Source organism: Azospirillum sp. 11R-A (assembly GCF_049472615.1).
Lineage (GTDB): Bacteria > Pseudomonadota > Alphaproteobacteria > Azospirillales > Azospirillaceae > Azospirillum > Azospirillum palustre.
In genome coordinates, this window is sequence record NZ_JBCEBL010000024.1 from 66,254 (window position 1) to 86,963 (window position 20,710).

15 protein-coding genes are annotated in these 20,710 nt (G+C 67.7%); 8 read left to right on the plus strand and 7 right to left on the minus strand.

What is annotated here, in order from left to right:
• Positions 1-109: 109 nt before the first annotated feature.
• The 3 genes from VH569_RS26260 to VH569_RS26270 are packed head-to-tail and all read right to left on the minus strand — an operon-like array spanning position 110 to position 3,601.
• Positions 110-1,690: an aldehyde dehydrogenase (NADP(+)) gene (locus tag VH569_RS26260; RefSeq protein WP_423319186.1), complete on the minus strand. Its 1,581-nt coding sequence runs from the start codon at positions 1,688-1,690 to the stop codon at positions 110-112.
• A gap of 43 nt (positions 1,691-1,733) precedes the next feature.
• Positions 1,734-2,660: a dihydrodipicolinate synthase family protein gene (locus tag VH569_RS26265; RefSeq protein WP_423319188.1), complete on the minus strand. Its 927-nt coding sequence runs from the start codon at positions 2,658-2,660 to the stop codon at positions 1,734-1,736.
• A 56-nt stretch (positions 2,661-2,716) separates the two neighbouring features.
• Positions 2,717-3,601 carry an SMP-30/gluconolactonase/LRE family protein gene (locus tag VH569_RS26270; protein WP_423319189.1) on the minus strand — a complete coding sequence of 295 codons (885 nt, stop codon included), beginning with the start codon at positions 3,599-3,601 and terminating at the stop codon, positions 2,717-2,719.
• Between the two features lie 213 nt (positions 3,602-3,814).
• Between VH569_RS26270 and VH569_RS26275 the strand changes: the two genes are divergently transcribed.
• From VH569_RS26275 to VH569_RS26305, 7 genes are all read left to right on the plus strand, one after another.
• Positions 3,815-4,807 carry a LysR family transcriptional regulator gene (locus VH569_RS26275; RefSeq protein WP_423319191.1) on the plus strand — a complete coding sequence of 331 codons (993 nt, stop codon included), beginning with the start codon at positions 3,815-3,817 and terminating at the stop codon, positions 4,805-4,807.
• 165 nt (positions 4,808-4,972) lie between these two features.
• On the plus strand, positions 4,973-6,064 hold the full coding sequence (gene chvE / locus VH569_RS26280; RefSeq protein ID WP_423319192.1) for a multiple monosaccharide ABC transporter substrate-binding protein: 1,092 nt from the start codon (positions 4,973-4,975) through the stop codon (positions 6,062-6,064).
• An 84-nt stretch (positions 6,065-6,148) separates the two neighbouring features.
• On the plus strand, positions 6,149-7,744 hold the full coding sequence (gene mmsA, locus VH569_RS26285; protein WP_423319194.1) for a multiple monosaccharide ABC transporter ATP-binding protein: 1,596 nt from the start codon (positions 6,149-6,151) through the stop codon (positions 7,742-7,744).
• Positions 7,741-8,940 carry a multiple monosaccharide ABC transporter permease gene (gene mmsB, locus VH569_RS26290; protein WP_109048183.1) on the plus strand — a complete coding sequence of 400 codons (1,200 nt, stop codon included), beginning with the start codon at positions 7,741-7,743 and terminating at the stop codon, positions 8,938-8,940. The genes mmsA and mmsB overlap by 4 nt, the downstream gene beginning before the upstream one ends.
• 48 nt (positions 8,941-8,988) lie before the next feature.
• Positions 8,989-9,927 carry a Gfo/Idh/MocA family protein gene (locus VH569_RS26295; RefSeq protein ID WP_423319196.1) on the plus strand — a complete coding sequence of 313 codons (939 nt, stop codon included), beginning with the start codon at positions 8,989-8,991 and terminating at the stop codon, positions 9,925-9,927.
• 42 nt (positions 9,928-9,969) lie between these two features.
• Positions 9,970-11,550 carry a methyl-accepting chemotaxis protein gene (locus tag VH569_RS26300; RefSeq protein WP_423319197.1) on the plus strand — a complete coding sequence of 527 codons (1,581 nt, stop codon included), beginning with the start codon at positions 9,970-9,972 and terminating at the stop codon, positions 11,548-11,550.
• A gap of 93 nt (positions 11,551-11,643) precedes the next feature.
• Entirely contained in the window at positions 11,644-13,482 is a 1,839-nt protein-coding gene (locus VH569_RS26305) for an IlvD/Edd family dehydratase (protein WP_423319199.1), read from the plus strand.
• Between the two features lie 374 nt (positions 13,483-13,856).
• Here VH569_RS26305 and VH569_RS26310 read toward each other — a convergent pair whose 3' ends face one another.
• On the minus strand, positions 13,857-14,726 hold the full coding sequence (locus VH569_RS26310; protein WP_423319201.1) for a hypothetical protein: 870 nt from the start codon (positions 14,724-14,726) through the stop codon (positions 13,857-13,859).
• A gap of 398 nt (positions 14,727-15,124) precedes the next feature.
• Here VH569_RS26310 and VH569_RS26315 point away from each other — a divergent pair, with 398 nt between their 5' ends.
• Entirely contained in the window at positions 15,125-16,645 is a 1,521-nt protein-coding gene (locus VH569_RS26315) for a ribonuclease J (RefSeq protein WP_423319203.1), read from the plus strand.
• Positions 16,646-16,733: 88 nt separating this feature from the next.
• Here VH569_RS26315 and VH569_RS26320 read toward each other — a convergent pair whose 3' ends face one another.
• The 3 genes from VH569_RS26320 to VH569_RS26330 all read right to left on the minus strand — a co-directional run bounded on the left by VH569_RS26320 (position 16,734) and on the right by VH569_RS26330 (position 20,687).
• The gene (locus tag VH569_RS26320) at positions 16,734-18,539 is read right to left on the minus strand and encodes a carbon starvation protein A (RefSeq protein WP_423319205.1); all 1,806 of its coding nucleotides are present in this window, start codon (positions 18,537-18,539) and stop codon (positions 16,734-16,736) included.
• Between the two features lie 158 nt (positions 18,540-18,697).
• Positions 18,698-19,459, minus strand: a complete 762-nt coding sequence (locus VH569_RS26325) for an SDR family oxidoreductase (RefSeq protein ID WP_423319207.1) — start codon at positions 19,457-19,459, stop codon at positions 18,698-18,700.
• 31 nt (positions 19,460-19,490) lie between these two features.
• On the minus strand, positions 19,491-20,687 hold the full coding sequence (locus VH569_RS26330; RefSeq protein ID WP_423319208.1) for an MFS transporter: 1,197 nt from the start codon (positions 20,685-20,687) through the stop codon (positions 19,491-19,493).
• Between the last annotated feature and the right edge of the window lie 23 nt (positions 20,688-20,710).

Sequence of the window (20,710 nt, forward strand, 5' to 3'; positions counted from 1 at the left end):
CCGACCGTCAGGCCCGGCGCGGGGCCGGGTCCGACGGTGTCCTCTGCGTCAGCGCTCCCTCTGACGCAGCCGTTGCGGGTTGGTGGTGCCGGTCGGTTCCGGCGGCTGGTTACTCCCGTCCAAGCGTCCCGTCGACCCGGCGCCAGATCCCTTGCGGGTTGCCGTCGCGCAGGGCCTCCGGCAACAGCTCCGCGGGGATGTCCTGGTAGCAGACCGGGCGCAGGAAACGGCGGATCGCCAGCGTGCCGACCGAGGTGCTGCGCGGGTCCGAGGTTGCCGGGAACGGGCCGCCATGCACCATCGCGTGGCAGACCTCCACCCCCGTCGGCCAGCCGTTCGCCAGGATGCGCCCGGCCTTGCGCTCCAGCGTCGGGATCAGCCCGGCCACCGCGGCCTTGTCCGCCCCATCCATCTGCAAGGTCGCCGTCAGCTGGCCTTCCAGCCTGTCCGCCACCGCCGTCATCGCCGCCACGTCCGCGCAGCGGATCAGCAGCGAGGCGGCGCCGAACACCTCCTCCTGCAACTCCGTGTCGGCCAGGAAGGCGTCCGCCGTCGCGGTGAAGAAGGCCGCCTGCGCCTGGTTCGGCCCGCTGCACGCCAAGCCGCGGGCCAGCGTCGTCACGGCACCGCTGCCGGCCAGCTTGGCGACACCGCTGTCGAAGGCGGCATGGATGCCCGGCGTCAGCATGGTCGAGGCGGCGCTGCCGCCGAGAGCCTCCACCRCCGCGGCGACGAAGCGGTCGAGGTCCGGCCCRTCCACCGCCAGCAGGATGCCGGGGTTGGTGCAGAACTGCCCSGCGCCCATGGTCAGCGAYSCSACGAACGCCTTGCCSAGCGCCTCGGCGCGGGAYGCCAGSGCCGCMGGCATCAGGAAGACCGGGTTGATGCTGCTCATCTCGGCATAGACCGGGATCGGYTCCGGCCGYTTGGCCGCAACCCCCATCAGCGCCAGYCCGCCGCCGCGCGAGCCGGTGAAGCCSACCGCCTTGATGCRCGGATCGGCGACCAGCGCCGTGCCGATCTCGTTGCCGGTGCCGAACAGCAGCGAGAAGACSCCCTCGGGCAGGCCGCAGGAKGCMRCCGCCGCCTGGATGGCGCGGCCGACCAGYTCSGASGTGCCGGGATGGGCGCCRTGGCCCTTGACCACCACCGGGCAGCCGGCGGCGAAGGCCGACGCGGTRTCGCCGCCGGCCACCGAGAAGGCGAGCGGGAARTTSGASGCGCCGAACACCGCGACCGGCCCCAGCGCGATGTGRCGYTGGCGGATGTCGGCRCGCGGCAGCGGTGTSCGCGCCGGCAKSGCCGGGTCGATGCGGGCCTCGACCCAGCTTCCCTCGCGCACSACCTGGGCGAACAGGCGMARCTGGCCGACGGTGCGGCCGCGCTCGCCCTCCAGCCGGGCRCGCGGCAGRCCGCTTTCGGCCATGGCGCGGRCGATCAGCTCGTCGCCGATGTCGAGGATGTTCTGGGCRACCGTYTCMAGGAAGGCGGCGCGCTGCTCCAGGCCGGTCTCGCGGAARGCRTCGAAGGCGGCCCAGGCCAGCGCGCAGGCGCGCTCCACCTCGGCGGCACCGCCRCCGCCGAAGACGGGCTCCAGCGCCTCGCCGGTGGCGGGGTCGACGGCGCGGAACTCGCCCTGGCTGCCACGATGTGCCGTGGCGCCGATCAGCATCTCGCCGGTGATGGTCATCTTGGGTCTCTCCTTAACTCGAACGCCGCAACTCGAATGCCGCTCAGCGCGCCCAGCGCAGAACGAGCGGATCGAGACGCTTCGCGGCGTCAAGCAGCCCTTCACGGCTGATCGGATGCGGGTTGGCCGTCGGGTGGCGCATCGCGTCGGACGCGATGATGCCGCCCTCCTTCATCAGGATCTTGGCGGTGGCGATGCCGCACTGGCGGTTCTCGTGGTTGATCAGCGGCAGCCAGCGCCCATAGGCCGCCACCGCCGCCTCGCGGTCGCCCGCCAGATAGGGATCGACGATCTGGCGGATGCCGTCCGGATAGCCGCCGCCGGTCATCGCGCCGGTGGCCCCGGCGTCGAGATCGGCCAGCAGGGTGATCGCCTCCTCGCCGTCCCACGGCCCCTCGATGGCGTCGCCGCCCAGTTCGATCAGCGTGCGCAGCTTGGCCGCCGCCTGCGGCACCTCGATCTTGAAATAGGAGACCTGCGCAATCTCCCGCGCCATCCGCGCCAGCAGCGGGGCGGACAGCGGCGTGCCGCTCACGGGGGCGTCCTGGATCATGATCGGGATGTCGATGGCATCCGACACGCGGCTGAAGAACTCGACGATGCCGGCCTCCGGCACGCGGATGGTCGCGCCATGGTAGGGCGGCATCACCATCACCATCGCGGCGCCGAGATCCTGGGCGCGGCGGCTGCGGTCGGCGCAGGCGCGGGTGCTGAAATGGGTGGTGGTGACGATCACCGGAACCCGGCCGGCGACATGGGCGAGGATGGTCTCCATCAGCAGCGTGCGCTCGTCGTCGGTCAGCACGAACTGTTCGGAGAAGTTGGCGAGAATGCACAGGCCGGTGGAGCCGGCGTCGATCATGAAATCGACGCAGCGCTTCTGGCCGTCGAGGTCCAGTTCTCCCGCTTCGGTGAAGATGGTGGGGACGACGGGGAAGACGCCGCGATAGGGGCGGGCGCTGGACGGCATGGCGGTAAGGTCCTTCCTCGGAATCGGATCGGCAGACAGAAGTCAGCAGTCAGGAATCAGCGCGACGGGGCCCCGAATTGTCCGGGCGGCAGGCCGCGGACACCGGGGTCGCACTCGAACAGCGCCCCGGCCAGCGGTTCGTCCGGCCGGCCATGCGCCGCGGTGGTGATGAACAGCCGGTCCAGATCCGGACCGGCGAAGACGCAGGAGGTGACGCGGGAGACCGGCAGGGCGACGGCGCGGTCGAGCGTGCCGTCGGGGCGGAATCGGCTGACGCGCCCGCCGTCCCAATGGCAGACCCACAGCCCACCCTCGGCGTCGCAGGTCATGCCGTCGGGATAGCCGTCGGCCTCGGTGAAGCGGATGTGGACGCGCTTGCCCGATAGGCTGCCGTCGGCGCCGATGTCGAAGGCGTAGACCGTCCGCGCCGCGCTGTCGGTGTGGTAGATCGTCCGCCCGGCCGGCGCCAGCGCCGGCCCGTTGGCGACGGTGTAGCCCTCGTCGACCGTCGTGACGGCGCCATCCCCGTCGATGCGGTAGAAGCTGCCGGCCGGCGCCTCCTCCGCATCGTCCATGCTGCCGGCCCACAGCCGGCCGTCGCGGTCGGCCTTGCCGTCGTTCAGGCGGTTGCCCGGCTTGTCCGGCTCGATCCGGGCGATCTCCTCGCCGACGACCGCCGCCCGGCCCGGCTCCAGCCGCAGCCGGACCACCCGGCGCGAGCGCAAGCCCGCGATGAAGCCGTCGCCGTCGGCGCTCTCCACCAGCCAGCAGGCGGCGTCATCGAGATCCCACCCCGCCTGCGATCCATCGGACAGGCCGTGGCGCAGGATGCGGGATCCGCGGATATCGACGAAATAGACGGAATCCTGCCGTGGGGACCAGAGCGGACCTTCCCCAAGCACAGCCCGGGCCTGCCAGACGCAACGCGCTTCCTGCGCCATCCCGCTTAACTCCCCTCGCTTCGCTCTTCTCGTCCCGGAGATCGCCCCCGGCAAATCGCCGTCACCGGTGAATTCTTAAATTTGTTGACGGCGCAAACGATAAGAGGCCTCTTGATAATCGTCCAATATGAAGATCGGCGCTTGCGATACCAAATGTCGTATCCCGACATCTGCCATCGAGGCGCCACCGCCCCAGTCGGAGGCTTTCCCCCCGTGACCCCCCAACGCTTTCCGCCGAACTGGTTCCAGAAGGCGCGGCTGAAGCTGCGCCATCTCCAGCTGTTCGCGGCGCTCGACGAACACCGCAACCTGCACCGCGCCGCTGCCAGCCTGAACATGTCGCAGCCCGCCGCCTCCAAACTGCTGGGCGACCTGGAGGAGACGCTGGGCATCGAGCTGTTCGACCGCCATGGCCGCGGGATCGAGCCGAACTGGTACGGCAGCCTGATGATCCGCCACGCCCGGATGATCCTCAGCGAGTTGCAGGAGACGGGCGAGGAGCTGAACGCCCTGCTCGCCGGCCACAGCGGCCGGGTGTCGATCGGCACGGTGATGGCCCCGGCGGTGGAGCTGGTGGTGCCGGTCATCAGCAGCCTGACCCGCGACCATCCCAATCTGAAGGTTGCCGTGGCGGTGGAGACCAGCGACGTGCTGGCCGACCGGGTCCACCAGGGGGTGATGGATTTCGCCATCGGCCGCCTGCCCGGCCATTACGACCCCACCGCCTTCGAGTACCAGGAGATCAGCAGCGAGGAGCTGTGCTTCATCTGCCATGACACCAACCCGCTGCTCCGGCTCGGCCGCCCGCTGACCGCGGCGGATCTGTCCGACGCCACCTGGATCCTCCAGCCCGTCGGCACCCTGCTGCGCGACCGGGTGGAGGCGCTGTTCCGCGCCGAGGGTGCCCGGCTGCCGCACCGGGTGATCGAGAGCGCGTCTCCGGTCATCTCGATGGCGATGGTGGCGGAAACCGAGTCGATCACCGTCTTCGCCCGCGCTCTCGCCCAGGTGTTCTCGCCCAGCGGCTGCTGCGCCATCATGCCCTTCCACAAGCGGTTCAGCGTCGAGCCCTACGGCATCTTCTGGCTGAAGGACCGGCCTTTGTCGCCGGGTGCCCGCACCGTGCTGTCGGCCGTCCGCGCGGCCTCGGAACTCAAGATGCGCCTCGTCGCCGCGAGCCCCGCCGCCACTGCCGCAGCACGGTGACGACCGATACCGAAATGCATATCGATTTGCCGAATAATCATATTTGACAGTTATGGGAAAAGGGAGGATTGCTAGGGACACCAACCATCGCGTCCAACGCCATCCGCGCCACAGAACGCGGGGGCGGCGTATCGCGTGCCGTAGTAACGGGGAGGATTCCGGTCCATGTCGTCTGCCAAGCGCACTTCCTTCAGCTCCAAACTGGCCGGCCTCGCCGTCGGCCTGATCGTCGTCGCCGGCGCCGCTGCCGTCCCGGCCATGGCCCAGGACAAGCCGACCGTCGGCATCGCCATGCCGACCAAGTCCTCGGCGCGCTGGATCGACGACGGCAACAACATGGTCAAGTATTTCCAGGAGAAGGGATACAAGACCGACCTGCAATATGCAGAGGACGACATCCCCAACCAGCTCGCCCAGATCGAGAACATGGTCACCAAGAACGACAAGGTTCTGGTGATCGCCGCCATCGACGGGACGACGCTGACCGACGTGCTGCAAAAGGCCGCCGAGCGCGGCGTGAAGGTCATCGCCTACGACCGCCTGATCCGCGGCTCGGCCAACGTCGATTACTACGCCACCTTCGACAACTTCCAGGTCGGCGTCCTCCAGGCCTCCTACATCGAGAAGGCGCTCGGGCTGAAGGACGGCAAGGGTCCGTTCAACATCGAGCTGTTCGGCGGCTCGCCCGACGACAACAACGCCTACTTCTTCTACAACGGCGCGATGTCAGTGCTGCAACCCTACATCGACAGCGGCAAGCTGAAGGTCGGCAGCGGCCAGGTCGGCATGGACAAGGTGTCGACCCTGCGCTGGGACGGCGCCGTCGCCCAGGCCCGCATGGACAATCTGCTGAGCGCCTATTACGGCAACAAGCGGGTGGACGCGGTGCTGTCGCCCTATGACGGCCTCAGCATCGGCATCATCTCGTCGCTGAAGGGCGTCGGCTACGGTTCGGCGGCGCAGCCGATGCCGGTCGTCACCGGCCAGGACGCCGAGGTGCAGTCGGTCAAGTCGATCCTGGCGGGCGAGCAGCGCTCCACCGTCTTCAAGGACACCCGCGAGCTGGCGAAGGTCACGGTGGGCATGGTCGACGACCTGCTGGCCGGCCGCACCCCGCAGGTCAACGACACCAAGACCTACGACAACGGCAAGAAGGTGGTTCCCTCCTATCTGCTGAAGCCGGTCAGCGTCGATCTCTCGAACTGGAAGCAGGTCCTGGTCGACGGCGGTTACTACAAGGAATCGCAGATCAAGTGAGTGAACGGCGCGGGAGCGGGGCGCCATCCGGCATCCCCTCCCGCGCCTCGCCTTGCGGAAGGTCGGGCGGTCAGAGGTCAATCCATGGACAGCATTCTTGAGATGCGCGGCATCACGAAGACGTTTCCGGGCGTCAAGGCTCTGGACAACGTCAACCTCTCGGTCCGCAAGGGGGAGATCCACGCGCTGATCGGCGAAAACGGCGCCGGCAAATCGACGCTGATGAAGGTGCTGAGCGGCGTCTATCCGCACGGCACCTACGAGGGCGAAATCCGCTTCGGCGGCCAGCCCGTCGCCTTTCGCGGCATCGCCGACAGCGAGAAGCTGGGCATCATCATCATCCACCAGGAACTGGCGCTGGTCCCGCTGCTGTCGATCACCGAGAATCTGTTTCTCGGCAACGAGCAGGCGAAACGCGGCCGGATCGACTGGGTCGCCGCCACCGCCCGCGCGCGCGAACTGCTGCGCATGGTCGGGCTGACCGATTCGCCGGAGACGCTGATCACCGACATCGGCGTCGGCAAGCAGCAGCTGGTCGAGATCGCCAAGGCGCTGTCCAAGCAGGTCAAGCTGCTGATCCTGGACGAGCCGACCGCCAGCCTGAACGAGAGCGACAGCGACGCGCTGCTGGCTTTGCTGCTGCGCTTCAAGGAACAGGGCATCTCCTCCATCCTGATCTCGCACAAGCTGAACGAGATCGCCAAGGTCGCCGACCGCGTCACCATCCTGCGCGACGGCACCACGGTGGAGACGCTGGACTGCCACGACGCGCCGATCAGCCAGGACCGCATCATCAAGGGCATGGTCGGCCGCGACCTCGCCGACCGCTACCCGCGCCGCACCAGCAACCCGGGCAGGATCCTGTTCGAGGTGAAGGACTGGAGCGCCGACCACCCCATCCATGCCGGCCGCCGCGTCGTCAAGGACATCGACCTGCATGTCCGCCGGGGCGAGGTGGTGGGCATCGCCGGGCTGATGGGCGCCGGCCGCACCGAATTCGCCATGAGCCTGTTCGGCCGATCCTACGGCCGCAACATCCGCGGCCAGGCCTTCCTCGACGGGCGCGAGATCGACGTTTCGACCATAGCCAAAGCGATGGGCAATGGCCTCGCCTATGCCACCGAGGACCGCAAGCATTACGGCCTCGTGCTCGACAACGACATCCGCCACAACGTGACGCTGGCCAATCTGGACGGCGTCGCCAAGCGCGGCGTCATCCACCACGAGCGCGAGATCGAGGTCGCCAACGAGTTCCGCCGCCGCCTGCGCATCCGCTGTTCGGACGTGTTCCAGCAGACGGTCAATCTGTCCGGCGGCAACCAGCAGAAGGTCGTGCTCAGCAAATGGCTGTTCGCCGACCCGCAGGTGCTGATCCTGGACGAGCCGACCCGCGGCATCGACGTCGGCGCCAAATATGAAATCTACACCATCGTCAACCAGCTGGTGGCCGAGGGCCGCGGCGTCATCCTGATCTCCTCGGAACTGCCGGAGCTTCTGGGCGTCGCCGACCGCATCTACGTGATGAACGAGGGCGCCCTGGTCGCCGAGATGCCGGCGGCCGAGGCCAGCCAGGAAAAGATCATGCACGCCATCATGTCGTCCGCCTCGAAAGCCACGGCAGCCCGCGCCGCCGTCGCCGCTGCCGCCTTGAACAATGGTGCCCGGGAGTCCCTGCAATGAGCGCCGAACTGAACCTGCCGGCCGCGCCGCCGCGCCAGGCCTCGATGGCCAAGTTCCTGAAGAGCCACATGCGCGATTACGGCATGCTGATCTCGCTGCTGGCGATCGTGGCGTTCTTCCAGTACATGACCAACGGCACGCTGCTGCAGCCGCTGAACCTGACCAACCTCGTCCTGCAGAACAGCTACATCGTCATCATGGCCCTGGGCATGCTGCTGGTGATCGTCGCCGGGCACATCGATTTGTCGGTGGGCTCCATCGTCGGCTTCATCGGCGCGCTGGCCGCCATCCTGATGGTGCAGTTCCACTGGCACTTCATCCCCACCGCCATCGTCAGCCTGTTGGCCGGTGCGGCCATCGGCGCCGCCCAGGGCTATTGGGTCGCCTATTTCCGCATCCCGTCCTTCATCGTGACGCTGGCCGGCATGCTGGTCTTCCGCGGCCTCAGCCTCGCGCTGCTGGCCGGCCAGTCGGTCGGCCCCTTCCCGGTGGAGTTCCAGCGCCTCAGCTCCGGCTTCATCCCGGACATCTTCGGCACCGAGGGCTTCCACACCACCACGATGGTGCTGTGCCTCGCCACCCCGGCGATCCTGATCGCCTTCAGCGTCGCCGCCCGCCTGCGCCGCCACCGCTTCGCCATCGAACAGGAGCCGCTGGTCCTGTTCCTGCTGAAGAGCGCCGGGCTGTTCGCGGTGGTCGCCTATGTCGGCTGGCTGCTGTCGACCTACAAGGGCCTGCCGAACGTCCTGATCATCATGGCGCTGCTGATCGGCATCTACGCCTTCGTCACCCGCGACACCACCATCGGCCGGCGCATCTACGCGCTGGGCGGCAACGAGAAGGCCGCCAAGCTGTCGGGCATCGACACCCGCCGCCTGTCCTTCTACACCTTCGTCAACATGGGCGTCCTGGCGGCACTCGCCGGCCTGATCTTCGCCGCCCGCCTCAACACCGCCACGCCGAAGGCCGGTGTGTCCTTCGAGCTGGACGTGATCGCCGCCTGCTTCATCGGCGGCGCGTCGGCCTCGGGCGGCGTCGGCCGGGTGACCGGTGCGGTGATCGGCGCCTTCATCATGGGCGTGATGAACAACGGCATGTCGATCGTCGGCATCGGCATCGACTGGCAGCAGGTCATCAAGGGTCTGGTGCTGCTCGCCGCCGTCTGCTTCGACGTCTACAACAAGGGCAAGGCCTGACGGCGGCCTCGTGACCGCCGCCGACCTTCCCCGACCGGACATATCGCCATGACGCTCCCCACCCTCGGACTTGTCGGTCTGGGAAAGATCGCCCGCGACCAGCATATCCCCGCCATCGCCGCCACCGGCCTGTTCAATCTGGCCGCCGTGGTCAGCCCGGACGGTGCGACGGTCGACGGCGTGCCGAGCTTCCGCTCCCAGTCCGACATGCTGGCGGCCCTGCCCGGCCTCGACGCCGTGGCGCTCTGCACCCCGCCCGCCGTCCGCCACGGCCTGACGGTGGAGGCTCTGCGCGCCGGCTGCCATGTGCTGATCGAGAAGCCGCCCGCGGCCACCCTGTCGGAGCTTCACGATCTGGCGGCGGAGGCGGAGACCGCGCGGCGCACCCTGTTCACCGCCTGGCATTCGCAGTTCAACCCGGCGGTGGAGGAAACCAAGCGCCGGTTGGCGGATGCGGACATCCGCAGCGTCGCCATCACCTGGAAGGAGGATGTGCGGCGCTGGCACCCGGGCCAGGACTGGATCTTCGCGGCGGGCGGCTTCGGCGTCTTCGATCCCGGCATCAACGCCTTGTCGATCCTGACCGACATCCTGCCGGCCCCGGTCTTCGTCCGCGCCGCCGACCTGCATGTGCCGGCCAACTGCGACACCGCCATCGCCGCGACGCTGGAGATGGGGGCCGCCCCCGGTTCCCGCATCGGCCGCGTCACCGCCGACTTCGACTTCCTCCAGCAGGGCGAGCAGACCTGGTCCATCGTCATCGAGACTGCGGACGGGCGCCTCGACCTGACCCATGGCGGCACCCGCCTGTTCGCGGACGGCGTACCGGTGCTGGCCGAGCCCGATACCGAGTACCAGCGCATCTACCGCCACTTCCACCGGCTGATCGGCGATGGGGCGAGCGACGTCGACGGCCGCCCGCTGTCGCTCGTCGCCGACGCCTGCATGGTCGGCCGCTGGCACCGCACCGATTCCTTCGACTGGTAGCAGCCCCCGCAACAGGGCCCCGCAATAGGGAGGTCCCCCCGCATGCCCACCGCAGCCGGCATCAAACTCGGCACCCGCATCGGCCACCGGATCACCGCCGGCAGTGCCGGCATCCTGCTGTTCCTCGCCGCCGTCGCCGGTGTGGGCATCAATGCCCTGTCGGAGACGGAGACGGTGGTGCGCCGCAACGGCGTGCTGGCGGAGCAGGTGGTCGATCTCGGGCGCATGCAGACGCTGATGCTGGACATGCGGCTGAAGACCACCGCCTTCCTGCTGAACGGCCGCGACGAGGATGCCGACGCCGTCGCCTCGCTGTCGGCGGAGGCCGCGAACCTCGTCGCCGCCGTCGACCGGCGCCTGTCCGGCAGCGGCGACACTGCAGCAGTGCAGCAGATGACGGCCCGCGTCGCCCAGTATCGCGACAGCTTCGCCGCCGTCCGCGAGGCGCACGGCCAGCGCAGCGAGGCGGTGGCCGAGGTGGCGAAGTTCGGGTCGAAGTTGCAGACCATGCTCAGCACCATCCTGACCAACGCCAAGAGCGGCGGCAATGTCGAGGCCCTGAACCTCGCGGCCCAGGCGGCGATGCATGTCCAGGCCGCCCGCACCGTCGCCGCCCGCTTCCAGGGCGAGGGCAGCGCCGGCCTCGCCACCGCGACGAAGACCGAGCTGAAGACCGCTGCCCAGAATGGCGACGCCATGGCGAAGACGGTGACCGACCCGGCGCTGCGCGGTCTGGTGTCCGCCTTCCTCAAGACGCTCGACGGCTATGCCGCCGGCTTCGACCGGCTGGTGGAGACCACCCAGCGCCGCGACGCCCTGGTCACCGACACCCTGACCCCGCTCGGCACCGCCATCGGCGATCAGGCGCGCGGCCTGACCGACCAGGGCATCGCCGACGAGCAGCAGCTGCGCGCCGACACCACCTCCGACATCGCCGGCTACCGGCAGGCGATGGCCGGCGCGTCGGCCGCCGGGCTGATCCTCGGCCTTGCCGCCGCGCTGCTGATCGCCCGCAGCCTGTCGCGGCCGGTGGTCGCCATGACCGACGCCATGACCCGGCTGGCCGGCGGCGACCGCTCGGTGACCGTCCCCGGCCTCGACCGCCGCGACGAGATCGGCGACGTGGTGCAGCTGATCGGTTCCATCGCCGCCCAGACCAACCTGCTGGCGCTGAATGCCACCATCGAGGCGGCGCGGGCCGGCGAGGCGGGACGCGGCTTCGCCGTGGTGGCGAACGAGGTCAAGAGCCTCGCCGCCCAGACCGCGAAGGCGACCGAGGAGATCGAGGCCCAGATCGCCGCCGTCCAGCGCGTCAGCAGCGAGGCGGCCGGCGCCATCACCGAGATCGTCAAGGTCATCGGCGAGGTCAACGAGGTCTCCGGCACCATCGCCTCCGCCATCGGCGAGCAGCGGGCGGCGACCAGCGAGATCAGCGGCAGCATCCAGCGCGCCGCGCGCGGCACCCAGGATGTCCGCGACAGCATCGCCGGCGTGACCCACGCCTTCCAGGCCACCAGCGACGCCTCGCGTCAGGTCAGATCCGCCGCCGACGGCCTGTCCGGCGAGGCCGACGACCTGCGCGGCTGCGTGTCGCGCTTCCTGGCCGACATGCGCGCGGCCTGACCCGACCACGGCCTTGAACAAGGCCAAAGAAACGCAACCACACCTCCGGCGCCGGGCCTACGGTCCGCGCCCCAACCTGAAACCGGTGTCGATATGTCCGAGACGAAGCCCCCCTTCCCCGCCAATGCCGATGGTTCGGCCCCCGGTTCAGAACGGCGTCTGCGCTCGCGCGCGTGGTTCGACAACCCCGCCAACCCCGACATGACCGCGCTGTATCTTGAGCGCTACCTGAATTTCGGCCTGACGCGCGAGGAGCTGCAATCCGGCGCGCCGATCATCGGCATCGCCCAGACCGGGTCCGACCTCAGCCCCTGCAACCGCCACCATCTGGTGCTGGCCGAACGGCTGCGCGAAGGCATCCGCACCGCCGGCGGCATCGCCATCGAGTTCCCCGTCCACCCGATCCAGGAGACCGGCAAGCGGCCGACCGCCTCCATCGACCGCAACCTCGCCTATCTCGGGCTGGTCGAGGTGCTGCACGGCTATCCGCTCGACGGCGTGGTGCTGACCATCGGCTGCGACAAGACCACGCCGGCCTGCCTGATGGCCGCCGCCACCGTCAACATCCCGGCCATCGCGCTGTCGGTCGGCCCGATGCTGAACGGCTGGTTCCGCGGCGAGCGCACCGGATCGGGCACCATCGTGTGGAAGGCCCGCCAGATGATGGCGGCCGGCGAGATCGACTATCAGGGCTTCATCGAGCTGGTGGCCTCCTCGGCCCCCTCGACCGGCTACTGCAACACGATGGGCACCGCGTCGACCATGAATTCCCTGGCGGAGGTGCTGGGCATGCAGCTTCCGGGCTCCGCCGCGATCCCCGCCCCCTACCGCGAGCGCCAGCAGGCCGCCTATGAGACCGGCAAGCGCATCGTCGAGATGGTGCGCCAGGACATCAAGCCGTCCGACATCCTGACCCGCGACGCCTTCCTCAACGCCATCGTCGTCAATTCCGCCATCGGCGGTTCGACCAACGCGCCGATCCACATCAACGCCATCGCCAAGCACATCGGCGTGCCGCTGACGGTGGACGACTGGCAGACCCACGGGCTGGGCGTGCCGCTGCTGGTCAACCTCCAGCCGGCCGGCGAATATCTGGGCGAGGACTTCCACCGCGCCGGCGGCGTGCCGGCCGTGGTCGGGCAGCTGATGACCCAGGGCCTGATCCGCGAGGACGCGCCCAACGTCAACGGCCGCAGCATTGGCGAGAACTGCCGCAACACCGAGATCCTCGACACCCGCGTCATCCACCCGATCGACGACCCGCTGAAGATCAACGCCGGCTTCGTCGTGCTGCGCGGCACCCTGTTCAACGCCGCCATCATGAAGACCAGCGTGATCTCCGACGAGTTCCGCGAGCGCTACCTGTCCAATCCCAAGGATCCGGAAGCCTTCGAGGGCAAGGTCGTCGTCTTCGACGGCCCGGAGGACTACCATCACCGCATCGACGACCCGTCGCTGGGCATCGACGCCTACACCATCCTGGTCATCCGCGGCGCCGGCCCCATCGGCTACCCCGGTGCGGCGGAGGTGGTGAACATGCGTCCGCCCGCCGACCTCATCAAGCAGGGCATCCATTCCCTGCCCTGCATCGGCGACGGCCGCCAGTCCGGCACCTCGGGGTCGCCGTCGATCCTCAACGCCTCGCCGGAGGCGGCGGCCGGCGGCAATCTCGGCCTTCTGCGCAGCGGCGACCGCGTGCGGATCGACCTGCGCCGCGGCAGCGCCGACATCCTGATCTCCGAAGCGGAGCTTGCCGACCGCAAGGCCACGCTGGAGGCCGCCGGCGGCTACCCCGCCCCGCCGTCGCAGACCCCGTGGCAGGAAATCCAGCGCGGCATCGTCGACCAGCTGGACGAGGGCATGGTGCTGAAGCCGGCGGTCAAGTACCAGCGCGTGGCGCAGACCATGGGGATCCCGCGCGACAACCACTGAGGCCGGGAGCTTCGGGGTGGATGCCGCCCTCCTGCAATGCGGGAGGGCGGTGGCCATCGGCACGGAGCCGGCACGGACCTTCGGAAGGGAATCGGCTTCACGCTTCAAACCGGGTCCGATTTTGCCAGACCGATCCAAACGTACGGCGTTACAGGAGCTGGATTCCGACAGACTTCACCTGCAAGCGGCGCGCGTGCAGCAACTGACCGCAAGGCGGTTCGACAAGATCGATCCGGATTGGACTTTGCACGCTACCGGGACGCAGCAAGTGTATGCTTATGAATTATGGAACGAGACGCGTCCCCTGATCCGTCCTACTGAATGACTTTTCCGCCGGGGCCGCTCATCACCCCGGCGCACTCAGGCAAAAATATTCAAAATATCACGACATTCAGGGCCTTCTTGAAGTCCTTCAGAAAGGCTGCCACTTCTTCCGCAGCCTGCTTGTCATCCCAGGCCGCCAATGACTTCATGTTCTTTTCAATGTCGGGCTTGATCTCCATTTCCGTCTTGCGGTTTGCAAATGCATTTGCCGCTCCCAATTTTTCATGATGCCCGTCCGATTTTTTGGCCTCGTCGGCCAATTTTTTGAGCAGCGGAATCATTTTTGAATCATCCATGGCAACAGCGAACAATGCTTTGTTCTTAGTCTTATTGTCTTTCAGCATCTCCGCCCACTCCTTCCCGAGCAACCTCGGGTTCACTTCGTGAGATTCGTGGGTGATGCATTTGCAAAAATTATCGAGGGCTTTGAGTCCGTCCTCTTTTTCCTTTTTTGTAGCAGTCAGCCTGGCTTTCAGTTTCTTACCCAAAGCTTCCGCTTGGGCCAGGACCTGCGACATTACGGATTCAACGACCTTGTTCTGCTCGGACCACAGCTTGGTGTAGGCCTTGTACTCGACGACGTGTGCATCGACTTCCTTCGACAGAACGGCGAACTTGTTGCTGAACTTGTGCTTCACCAAATGCGCACGGTGCTTCTTGATAAGGCCATCCCACTCAGTCAGAAGATCCTCAAGGTTCTTTGCCATTTCTACCCTCGATGACACAATAAATTGGGCGAAAGGAACGAAGCACAGCCTCTCTCCCGTCGCAGTAATCCCGTTATAAATCCATCGCATTTTCAGCCAAACAGACGAACCATCCAAAATGGGGCTTCTCAAAGCCGCCAGGGTCCGGACTATAGCCAATGGACTAAAGTTACCGCGACATGGACGGGCCCGCACCGCCATGGAGTCAGTCATCCACAGGGGGGCATCCACAGGCGGGTTGCCACGGGGGTCAGGCGAAGTCGCGCCCCTGGGCTTTGAATCGCAACGATCCCACCCGGAGAAGTCTCTTATGGGTCCAGCCCCCAATAGCAGGATCGAACCTTCGGCGCTCTGCCCCGGTCGATTGGGATCACCCGGCCTGCGCATCCCAGCAATGCCCCACCATTTCGTGTGACTTTTTACGGATGCCCTTGACGTGCATCTCCCTTTGCCCACATAAGCCCTGACGAAACATTCGGTCACAGTCGTCCGACGGCCGCCGCACGGCGCCTCCGGCAGGGGCCTTTCCACACCGGGATCCGCATCGACGAGCGATGCACGCCCGTCCGGCAGCGTCGAATGCCGGCCTAAGTGAGACGTACGACAGAGGCATGACGTTTGATTCAAAGCGGCGCCGGATGGCGCCGAACAACCGCGCACGCAACCGCAACCCGCGTCCGCGTGACGATTTCGACAGCTCCCGCCCGCCGGCCAATCCGGTCCATGGCGGCGGCCCCACCGGTCCGGTTCCGGGCAAGGACGAGATCCTGTTCCTTCCGCTGGGCGGTTGTTCCCGCATCGGCATGAACATGGCGCTCTACGGTCACGCCGGCAAATGGCTGATCGTCGATGCCGGCGTCGCCTTCGTCGGCGACGAGATGCCGGGCATCGACAGCCTGATGGCCGATCCGGCCTTCATCGAAGAGCGGATGCAGGACGTCGTCGGCTTGGTGGTGACCCATGCGCACGAGGACCATATCGGCGCGATCCACCATCTGTGGCCGCGCCTGCGCTGCCCGATCTATGCCAGCCCCTTCGCCTCCCACATCATCCGGGACCGGCTGAAGGAAAAGGGCGCGCACCGCGCCGCCAAGGTGCAGACCTTCGAGATCGGCGACACGCTGAGCATCGGTCCCTTCCGGATCGAGACCATCGCCGTCACCCATTCGATCCCGGAGCCGATGTCGCTGGCGATCCGCACGGCGGCCGGCACGGTCCTGCACACCGGCGACTGGAAGTTCGATCCCAACCCGCTGGTCGGCCGCAGCACCGATTTCGCCGCCCTCAAGCGGCTGGGCGACGAAGGGCTGCTCGCCATGATGTGCGACAGCACCAACGCCGACGTGCCCGGCTCGACCGGGTCGGAGGCCGACGCCCGCGCCGGCCTGATCGGCGCCTTCGCCAACCGCTCGGGCGCCATCGCGGTGACCGGCTTCGCCTCCAACGTCGCCCGCATGACCGCGGTGGCGGAAGCGGCGGCGGCGGTCGGGCGCAAGGTGGTGCTGGTCGGCCGCTCCATGCTGCGCATGGAAAAGGCGGCGCAGGCCTGCGGCTATCTCGACCATGTGCCGGACTTCATGGATGTCCGCGAGGCGTCCTGGACCCCGCGCGACAACCTCGTGTTCCTGTGCACCGGCAGCCAGGGCGAGGAACGGGCGGCGCTCAGCCGTCTGGCCCGCAACGAGCACCGCGAGCTGTGGCTGGAAGAGGGCGACACCGTCATCTTCTCCGCCCGCATCATCCCCGGCAACGAAGAGGCCCTGGCCGAAATCCACGGGCATCTGCGCGGCATGGGTGTCGAGATCGTCACCCCGGCCGAGGCGCCGGTCCATGTCTCCGGCCATCCGAAGCGCGACGACCTCGCCCGCATGTACGGGCTGGTCCGCCCCCGCTTCGCCGTGCCGGTCCATGGCACCATCGAGCATATGGAAGCCCACGCCCGCCTCGCCCGCAGCTGCGGCGTCGAACGCGCGCTGGTTCCGGAGGATGGCGACATCCTGCGCATCGCCAGGGAAGGCACCCGCGTCATCGGCCGCATCGAGCCGAAGCGCCTCGCCAACACCGGGCGGGAGCTGATCTCCTGGATCCCCGCCGAGCTGCCGGCGGAAGAGACGCTCGTCGCGGCGGCCTGATTGCCGCGGAAGCGCTAACGGACAAAAGCGAACGGGCCCTGTGGAACACTCCACAGGGCCCGTTCGCTTTTCTACGATGCTTGAACCGTCATTCGGCCGGAGTGGCGACCATCGGAACCTCGATGGCGCGGGCCTGGAGCAGTTCCTTCCATTTGCGGAAGGCGGCGATCAGGATGATGAAGCCCAGCGTCAGCATGATGATCGAGATGCCGGCGTTGAAGGGGTTGTAGCCCTTGGCCGCCTTGTTCAGATAGACGTTGGCGATCATCCAGTAGCCGGCGACGTTCACCGTGACGAACAGGTAGGCCAGCGGGATCAGGCAGGTCAGCATGTAGATCCGCTTCTGGGCCAGCCGCAGGATGATGGTGGCGCCGATGATCAGGCCGACCGAGGCCATCAGCTGGTTCGACACGCCGAACAGGGCCCAGACCGAGTTGATGTCGCCCGACGTCAGCAGATACCCCCAGGCCACGCAGGCGATGACGCTGGCGATGATCGAACCGGGGACCCAGTCCAGCCGCTTCATCGGGGCATAGACGTCGCCCAGCAGGTCCTGGATCAGGTAACGGGCGACGCGGGTGCCGCTGTCCACGGCGGTCAGGATGAACACCGCCTCGAACATCACGACGAACTGGAAGAAGTAGGAGGCGAGGCTGTTGAACCACGGCACGCGGGTGAAGATCTCGGTCATGCCGACCGCCAGGGTCACCGCGCCGCCGGTCCGGCCGTAGAGGTCGAGGCCGATGTCCTGGCTCAGCCGCGGCAGGTCCACCACATTCATGCCCAGGGCCTTGAAGGCGGCCGGCGCGGAGTTGATGGCGAAGTAATCGGCCGGATGCAGGGCGGTGGCGGCGATCAGCGCCATGACGCCGACCAGGCATTCCGCCAGCATGCCGCCGAAGGCCACCGGACGGATGTCGCTCCACTTGTCGATCAGCTTGGGCGTGGTGCCCGACCCGATGAAGGCATGGAAGCCAGAGATGGCGCCGCAGGCGATGGTGATCGAGATGAAGGGCCAGACCGGGCCGTTCAGCACCGGGCCGCCGCCATGGATGAAGTCGGTCAGGGCCGGGAAGCGGATTTCCGGGTTGATGAAGACGACGCCGACGACCAGCGCGCCGAACACGCCGACCTTCATGAAGCTGGACAGGTAGCCGCGCGGGGTCAGCAGCAGCCAGACCGGCAGCGCCGTGGCGAAGAAGGCGTAGATGGGCAGGATGACGGCGACCGTTTCGGCATGCAGCGTCAGCCACTCGCCCAGCAGCGTGCCCTGGATGTAGGGGCCGGCGAAGACCGAGGCGGCGATGGCGGCGATGCCGACCTGGGTGGCGCCTTTGGACGAGCCGGTGATCTTCTCGTAGAGGCCGAGCGCGATGGCGATGGGGATCGTCATGAACACCGCGAAGGCGCCCCAGGCGTTGCGTTCCAGCGCATGGACGACGACCATCGACAGGCCGGCCATGGTGATGGTGATGATGAACAGCATCGCCAGACCGGTGCACCAGCCGGCCACCGGGCCGAGTTCGGCCTTGGCGACTTCGGACAGCGACTGTCCCTTGTGCTTCATCGAGGCGAACAGCACGACGGTGTCATGCACCGCACCGCCGACGACGCAGCCGATCAGCAGCCACAGGAAACTCGGCAGGTAGCCGAACTGGGCGGCCAGCACCGGACCGACCAGCGGGCCGGCGGCGGCGATGGCGGCGAAATGCTGGCCCGCATTCACCCATTTCTTGGTGGGCACATAGTTCTTGCCGTCCGCCAGGATGTGGGACGGGGTGACTTCCGAATCGTCGGCACGGAGAACCTTGCGCACGAAGAACACGCCGTAGAAGCGGTAGCAGAGCGCAAGAATGCAGAGTGTCGCGATCACAAATGTTAGGGCGTGATCCATGACGGTTCTCCTGAAAAGGATATGCCGCCGGTGTAATCCCGCCGCGAAGCTCCGTGGGGTGGAATGCCGCGAGCGGCAGCCGGGACGTGCCGAGCGGCAGCCGGCAGGGGGCGAGCGGCGGCGCCCAAATGCCCTGCCGGCTGCCGCCCCGCTTATGCTCACTTGCCGCCGGTGACGTCCAGGAAGGTGCCGGTGATGAAGGAAGCCTCGGGGCCAGCCAGCCACAGGATCGCCCGCGCGACCTCCTCGGGCTGGCCGCCCCGTCCCATCGGGATCGAGTCCTTGACGCGGTCCACCCGTCCCGGCTCCCCACCGCTGGCATGCATGTCGGTGTAGATGTGGCCGGGTCGGATGCAGTTGACGCGGATGCCGTCCCGCGCGACCTCCTTGGAAAAGCCGATGGTGAAGGTCTCCAGCGCGCCCTTGGAGGCGGCATAGTCGACATACTCGTTCGGGCTGCCGAGCCGGGCCGATGCCGACGAGATGTTGACGATCACGCCGCCCGGCCCGTTGTGGCGATGCGACATGCGCCTGGCCGCCTGCTGCGCGCAGAGGATCGGGCCGATGGCGTTGACCGCGAAGATGCGCTGCATCCGCTCGAAGCCGAGATCCTCGGTCCGGCACTGGCGCGCGAGCACCGCGGCGTTGTTGACCAGGACGTCGATGCGGCCGAACTCGCGGTCGATTGCCTCGAACAGTGCCACGACCTGCGCCGGATCGGCGCTGTCGGCGCGCACCGCCAGGGCCCGACGCCCCTGGGCTTCGACATCCGCCACCACGGCATGGGCGGCGGTCTCGTCGGAAACGAAGCTGATCGCGACGTCGTAGCCCTGGGCGGCGGCGAGCCTTGCGGTCGCGGCCCCCATGCCGCGCCCGCCCCCCGTTATCAGGATCAGCGGCGCTTGAGAGACGGTGGTCATTGGGAAGGATCTCCTTATGGCAGGGGAACGGTCAGGCGGAGCGCGGCAGGCCGGGCTTCCCATGCGGTTCCGCGGCGGAAGCGTTCAGATGCGGCCTCAGCATCAGGACGAGCGGGACGATCAGGGCGGCGGTCGCCGCGGAGGCCAGCACGCCGGTGGTCTGGCTGCTGTGGTCGGCGATGGCGCCGTAGAGGATCGGGGCCAGCCCGCCGGAGCCGATGACGCTGGTGTAGAAGACCGCGAAGGCCCGGCCGGTGTCGCCGTTGGACAGCTCCGGCACGGTGCCGTAGAGCACCGAGGAGGTGCCGTTGAGCACGATGCCGAGCAGCGGAAGCAGGACGAGCGTCGGCGTCAGCGAGGTGAGCAGCGTCGCCGCGATCAGCAGGGCCGTGGCGGCTTCGGTCACCATGACGCAGCCGACCACCCCCAGCCGCTCCCCGAGCAGGCTGCATGTCGCCTTCCCCAGCGCGCCGCCGATGAACAGCAGGGCCAGCGCCAGCCCGACCGTCGCCGAATCCCCGCCCTGGCCATGGATGAGAAAGGGCAGGAAGAGCAGATAGCCCATGCGGGTGGCGGTATCGAGCGCACCGATCACGGTCAGGATGCCGAAGCCGCCGCGGCCGCGCCCCGCCGCCTTCGTCTTGACGGCCCTGGTGATGGGAACCGCCGGCAACAGCGGCAGCAGGGCGACCGACAGGACGAGTCCGATGGCCGCCATCATCCCCAGCACCGGCTGCCAGCCGACCGTCGGCAACAGCACGGCGACGAGCGCCGGCAGCGCCGCCTTCCCGAGGTCGCCCGAGAAGTTATAGATGCCGAGCGGATGGCGCGATGCCGCGCCGTAGCTGACGGTGACGAGCATCGAGCCGCAGGGGTGCTGGATGCTCGATCCGATGCCGGCGACGACGAGGCCGACGCACAGGCCCGGCAGGCCGAGCGGCAACGCCATGATCAGCAGGCCCGCCGCGGCAAGGACGGTCGACAGGATCAGCGCCGCCCGCGGCGACAGGCCGCGAAGGGCGCGGTCGGCCGGGATTTGCAATCCCCCCATCGTCCCGGAGTAAAGGGCGCGGATGACGGCAAGCATCGCATAGGACAGGCCGAACTGCGCCTGCCACACCGGCAGGAAGACATAGAGGGCGTCGGTGTAGCCGTCATGCACCGCATGGGCAAGACACGCGCCCGTCAGGCTTTTCTTCTTCTCTGTCCACCACTGTCTCGCAGTCATCTTCGATGGCTTTCCCGGAGGCG

Bases quoted from the DNA above. Each gene is read 5' to 3' on its own strand.
- mmsB (WP_109048183.1), top strand. From the start codon at position 7,741: ATGAGCGCCGAACTGAACCTGCCGGCCGCGCCGCCGCGCCAGGCCTCG.
- VH569_RS26295 (WP_423319196.1), top strand. From the start codon at position 8,989: ATGACGCTCCCCACCCTCGGACTTGTCGGTCTGGGAAAGATCGCCCGC.
- VH569_RS26310 (WP_423319201.1), bottom strand. From the start codon at position 14,726: ATGACTGACTCCATGGCGGTGCGGGCCCGTCCATGTCGCGGTAACTTT.
- VH569_RS26270 (WP_423319189.1), bottom strand. From the start codon at position 3,601: ATGGCGCAGGAAGCGCGTTGCGTCTGGCAGGCCCGGGCTGTGCTTGGG.
- VH569_RS26330 (WP_423319208.1), bottom strand. From the start codon at position 20,687: ATGACTGCGAGACAGTGGTGGACAGAGAAGAAGAAAAGCCTGACGGGC.
- VH569_RS26265 (WP_423319188.1), bottom strand. From the start codon at position 2,660: ATGCCGTCCAGCGCCCGCCCCTATCGCGGCGTCTTCCCCGTCGTCCCC.
- VH569_RS26320 (WP_423319205.1), bottom strand. From the start codon at position 18,539: ATGGATCACGCCCTAACATTTGTGATCGCGACACTCTGCATTCTTGCG.
- mmsA (WP_423319194.1), top strand. From the start codon at position 6,149: ATGGACAGCATTCTTGAGATGCGCGGCATCACGAAGACGTTTCCGGGC.
- VH569_RS26325 (WP_423319207.1), bottom strand. From the start codon at position 19,459: ATGACCACCGTCTCTCAAGCGCCGCTGATCCTGATAACGGGGGGCGGG.
- chvE (WP_423319192.1), top strand. From the start codon at position 4,973: ATGTCGTCTGCCAAGCGCACTTCCTTCAGCTCCAAACTGGCCGGCCTC.
- VH569_RS26315 (WP_423319203.1), top strand. From the start codon at position 15,125: ATGACGTTTGATTCAAAGCGGCGCCGGATGGCGCCGAACAACCGCGCA.
- VH569_RS26300 (WP_423319197.1), top strand. From the start codon at position 9,970: ATGCCCACCGCAGCCGGCATCAAACTCGGCACCCGCATCGGCCACCGG.
- VH569_RS26305 (WP_423319199.1), top strand. From the start codon at position 11,644: ATGTCCGAGACGAAGCCCCCCTTCCCCGCCAATGCCGATGGTTCGGCC.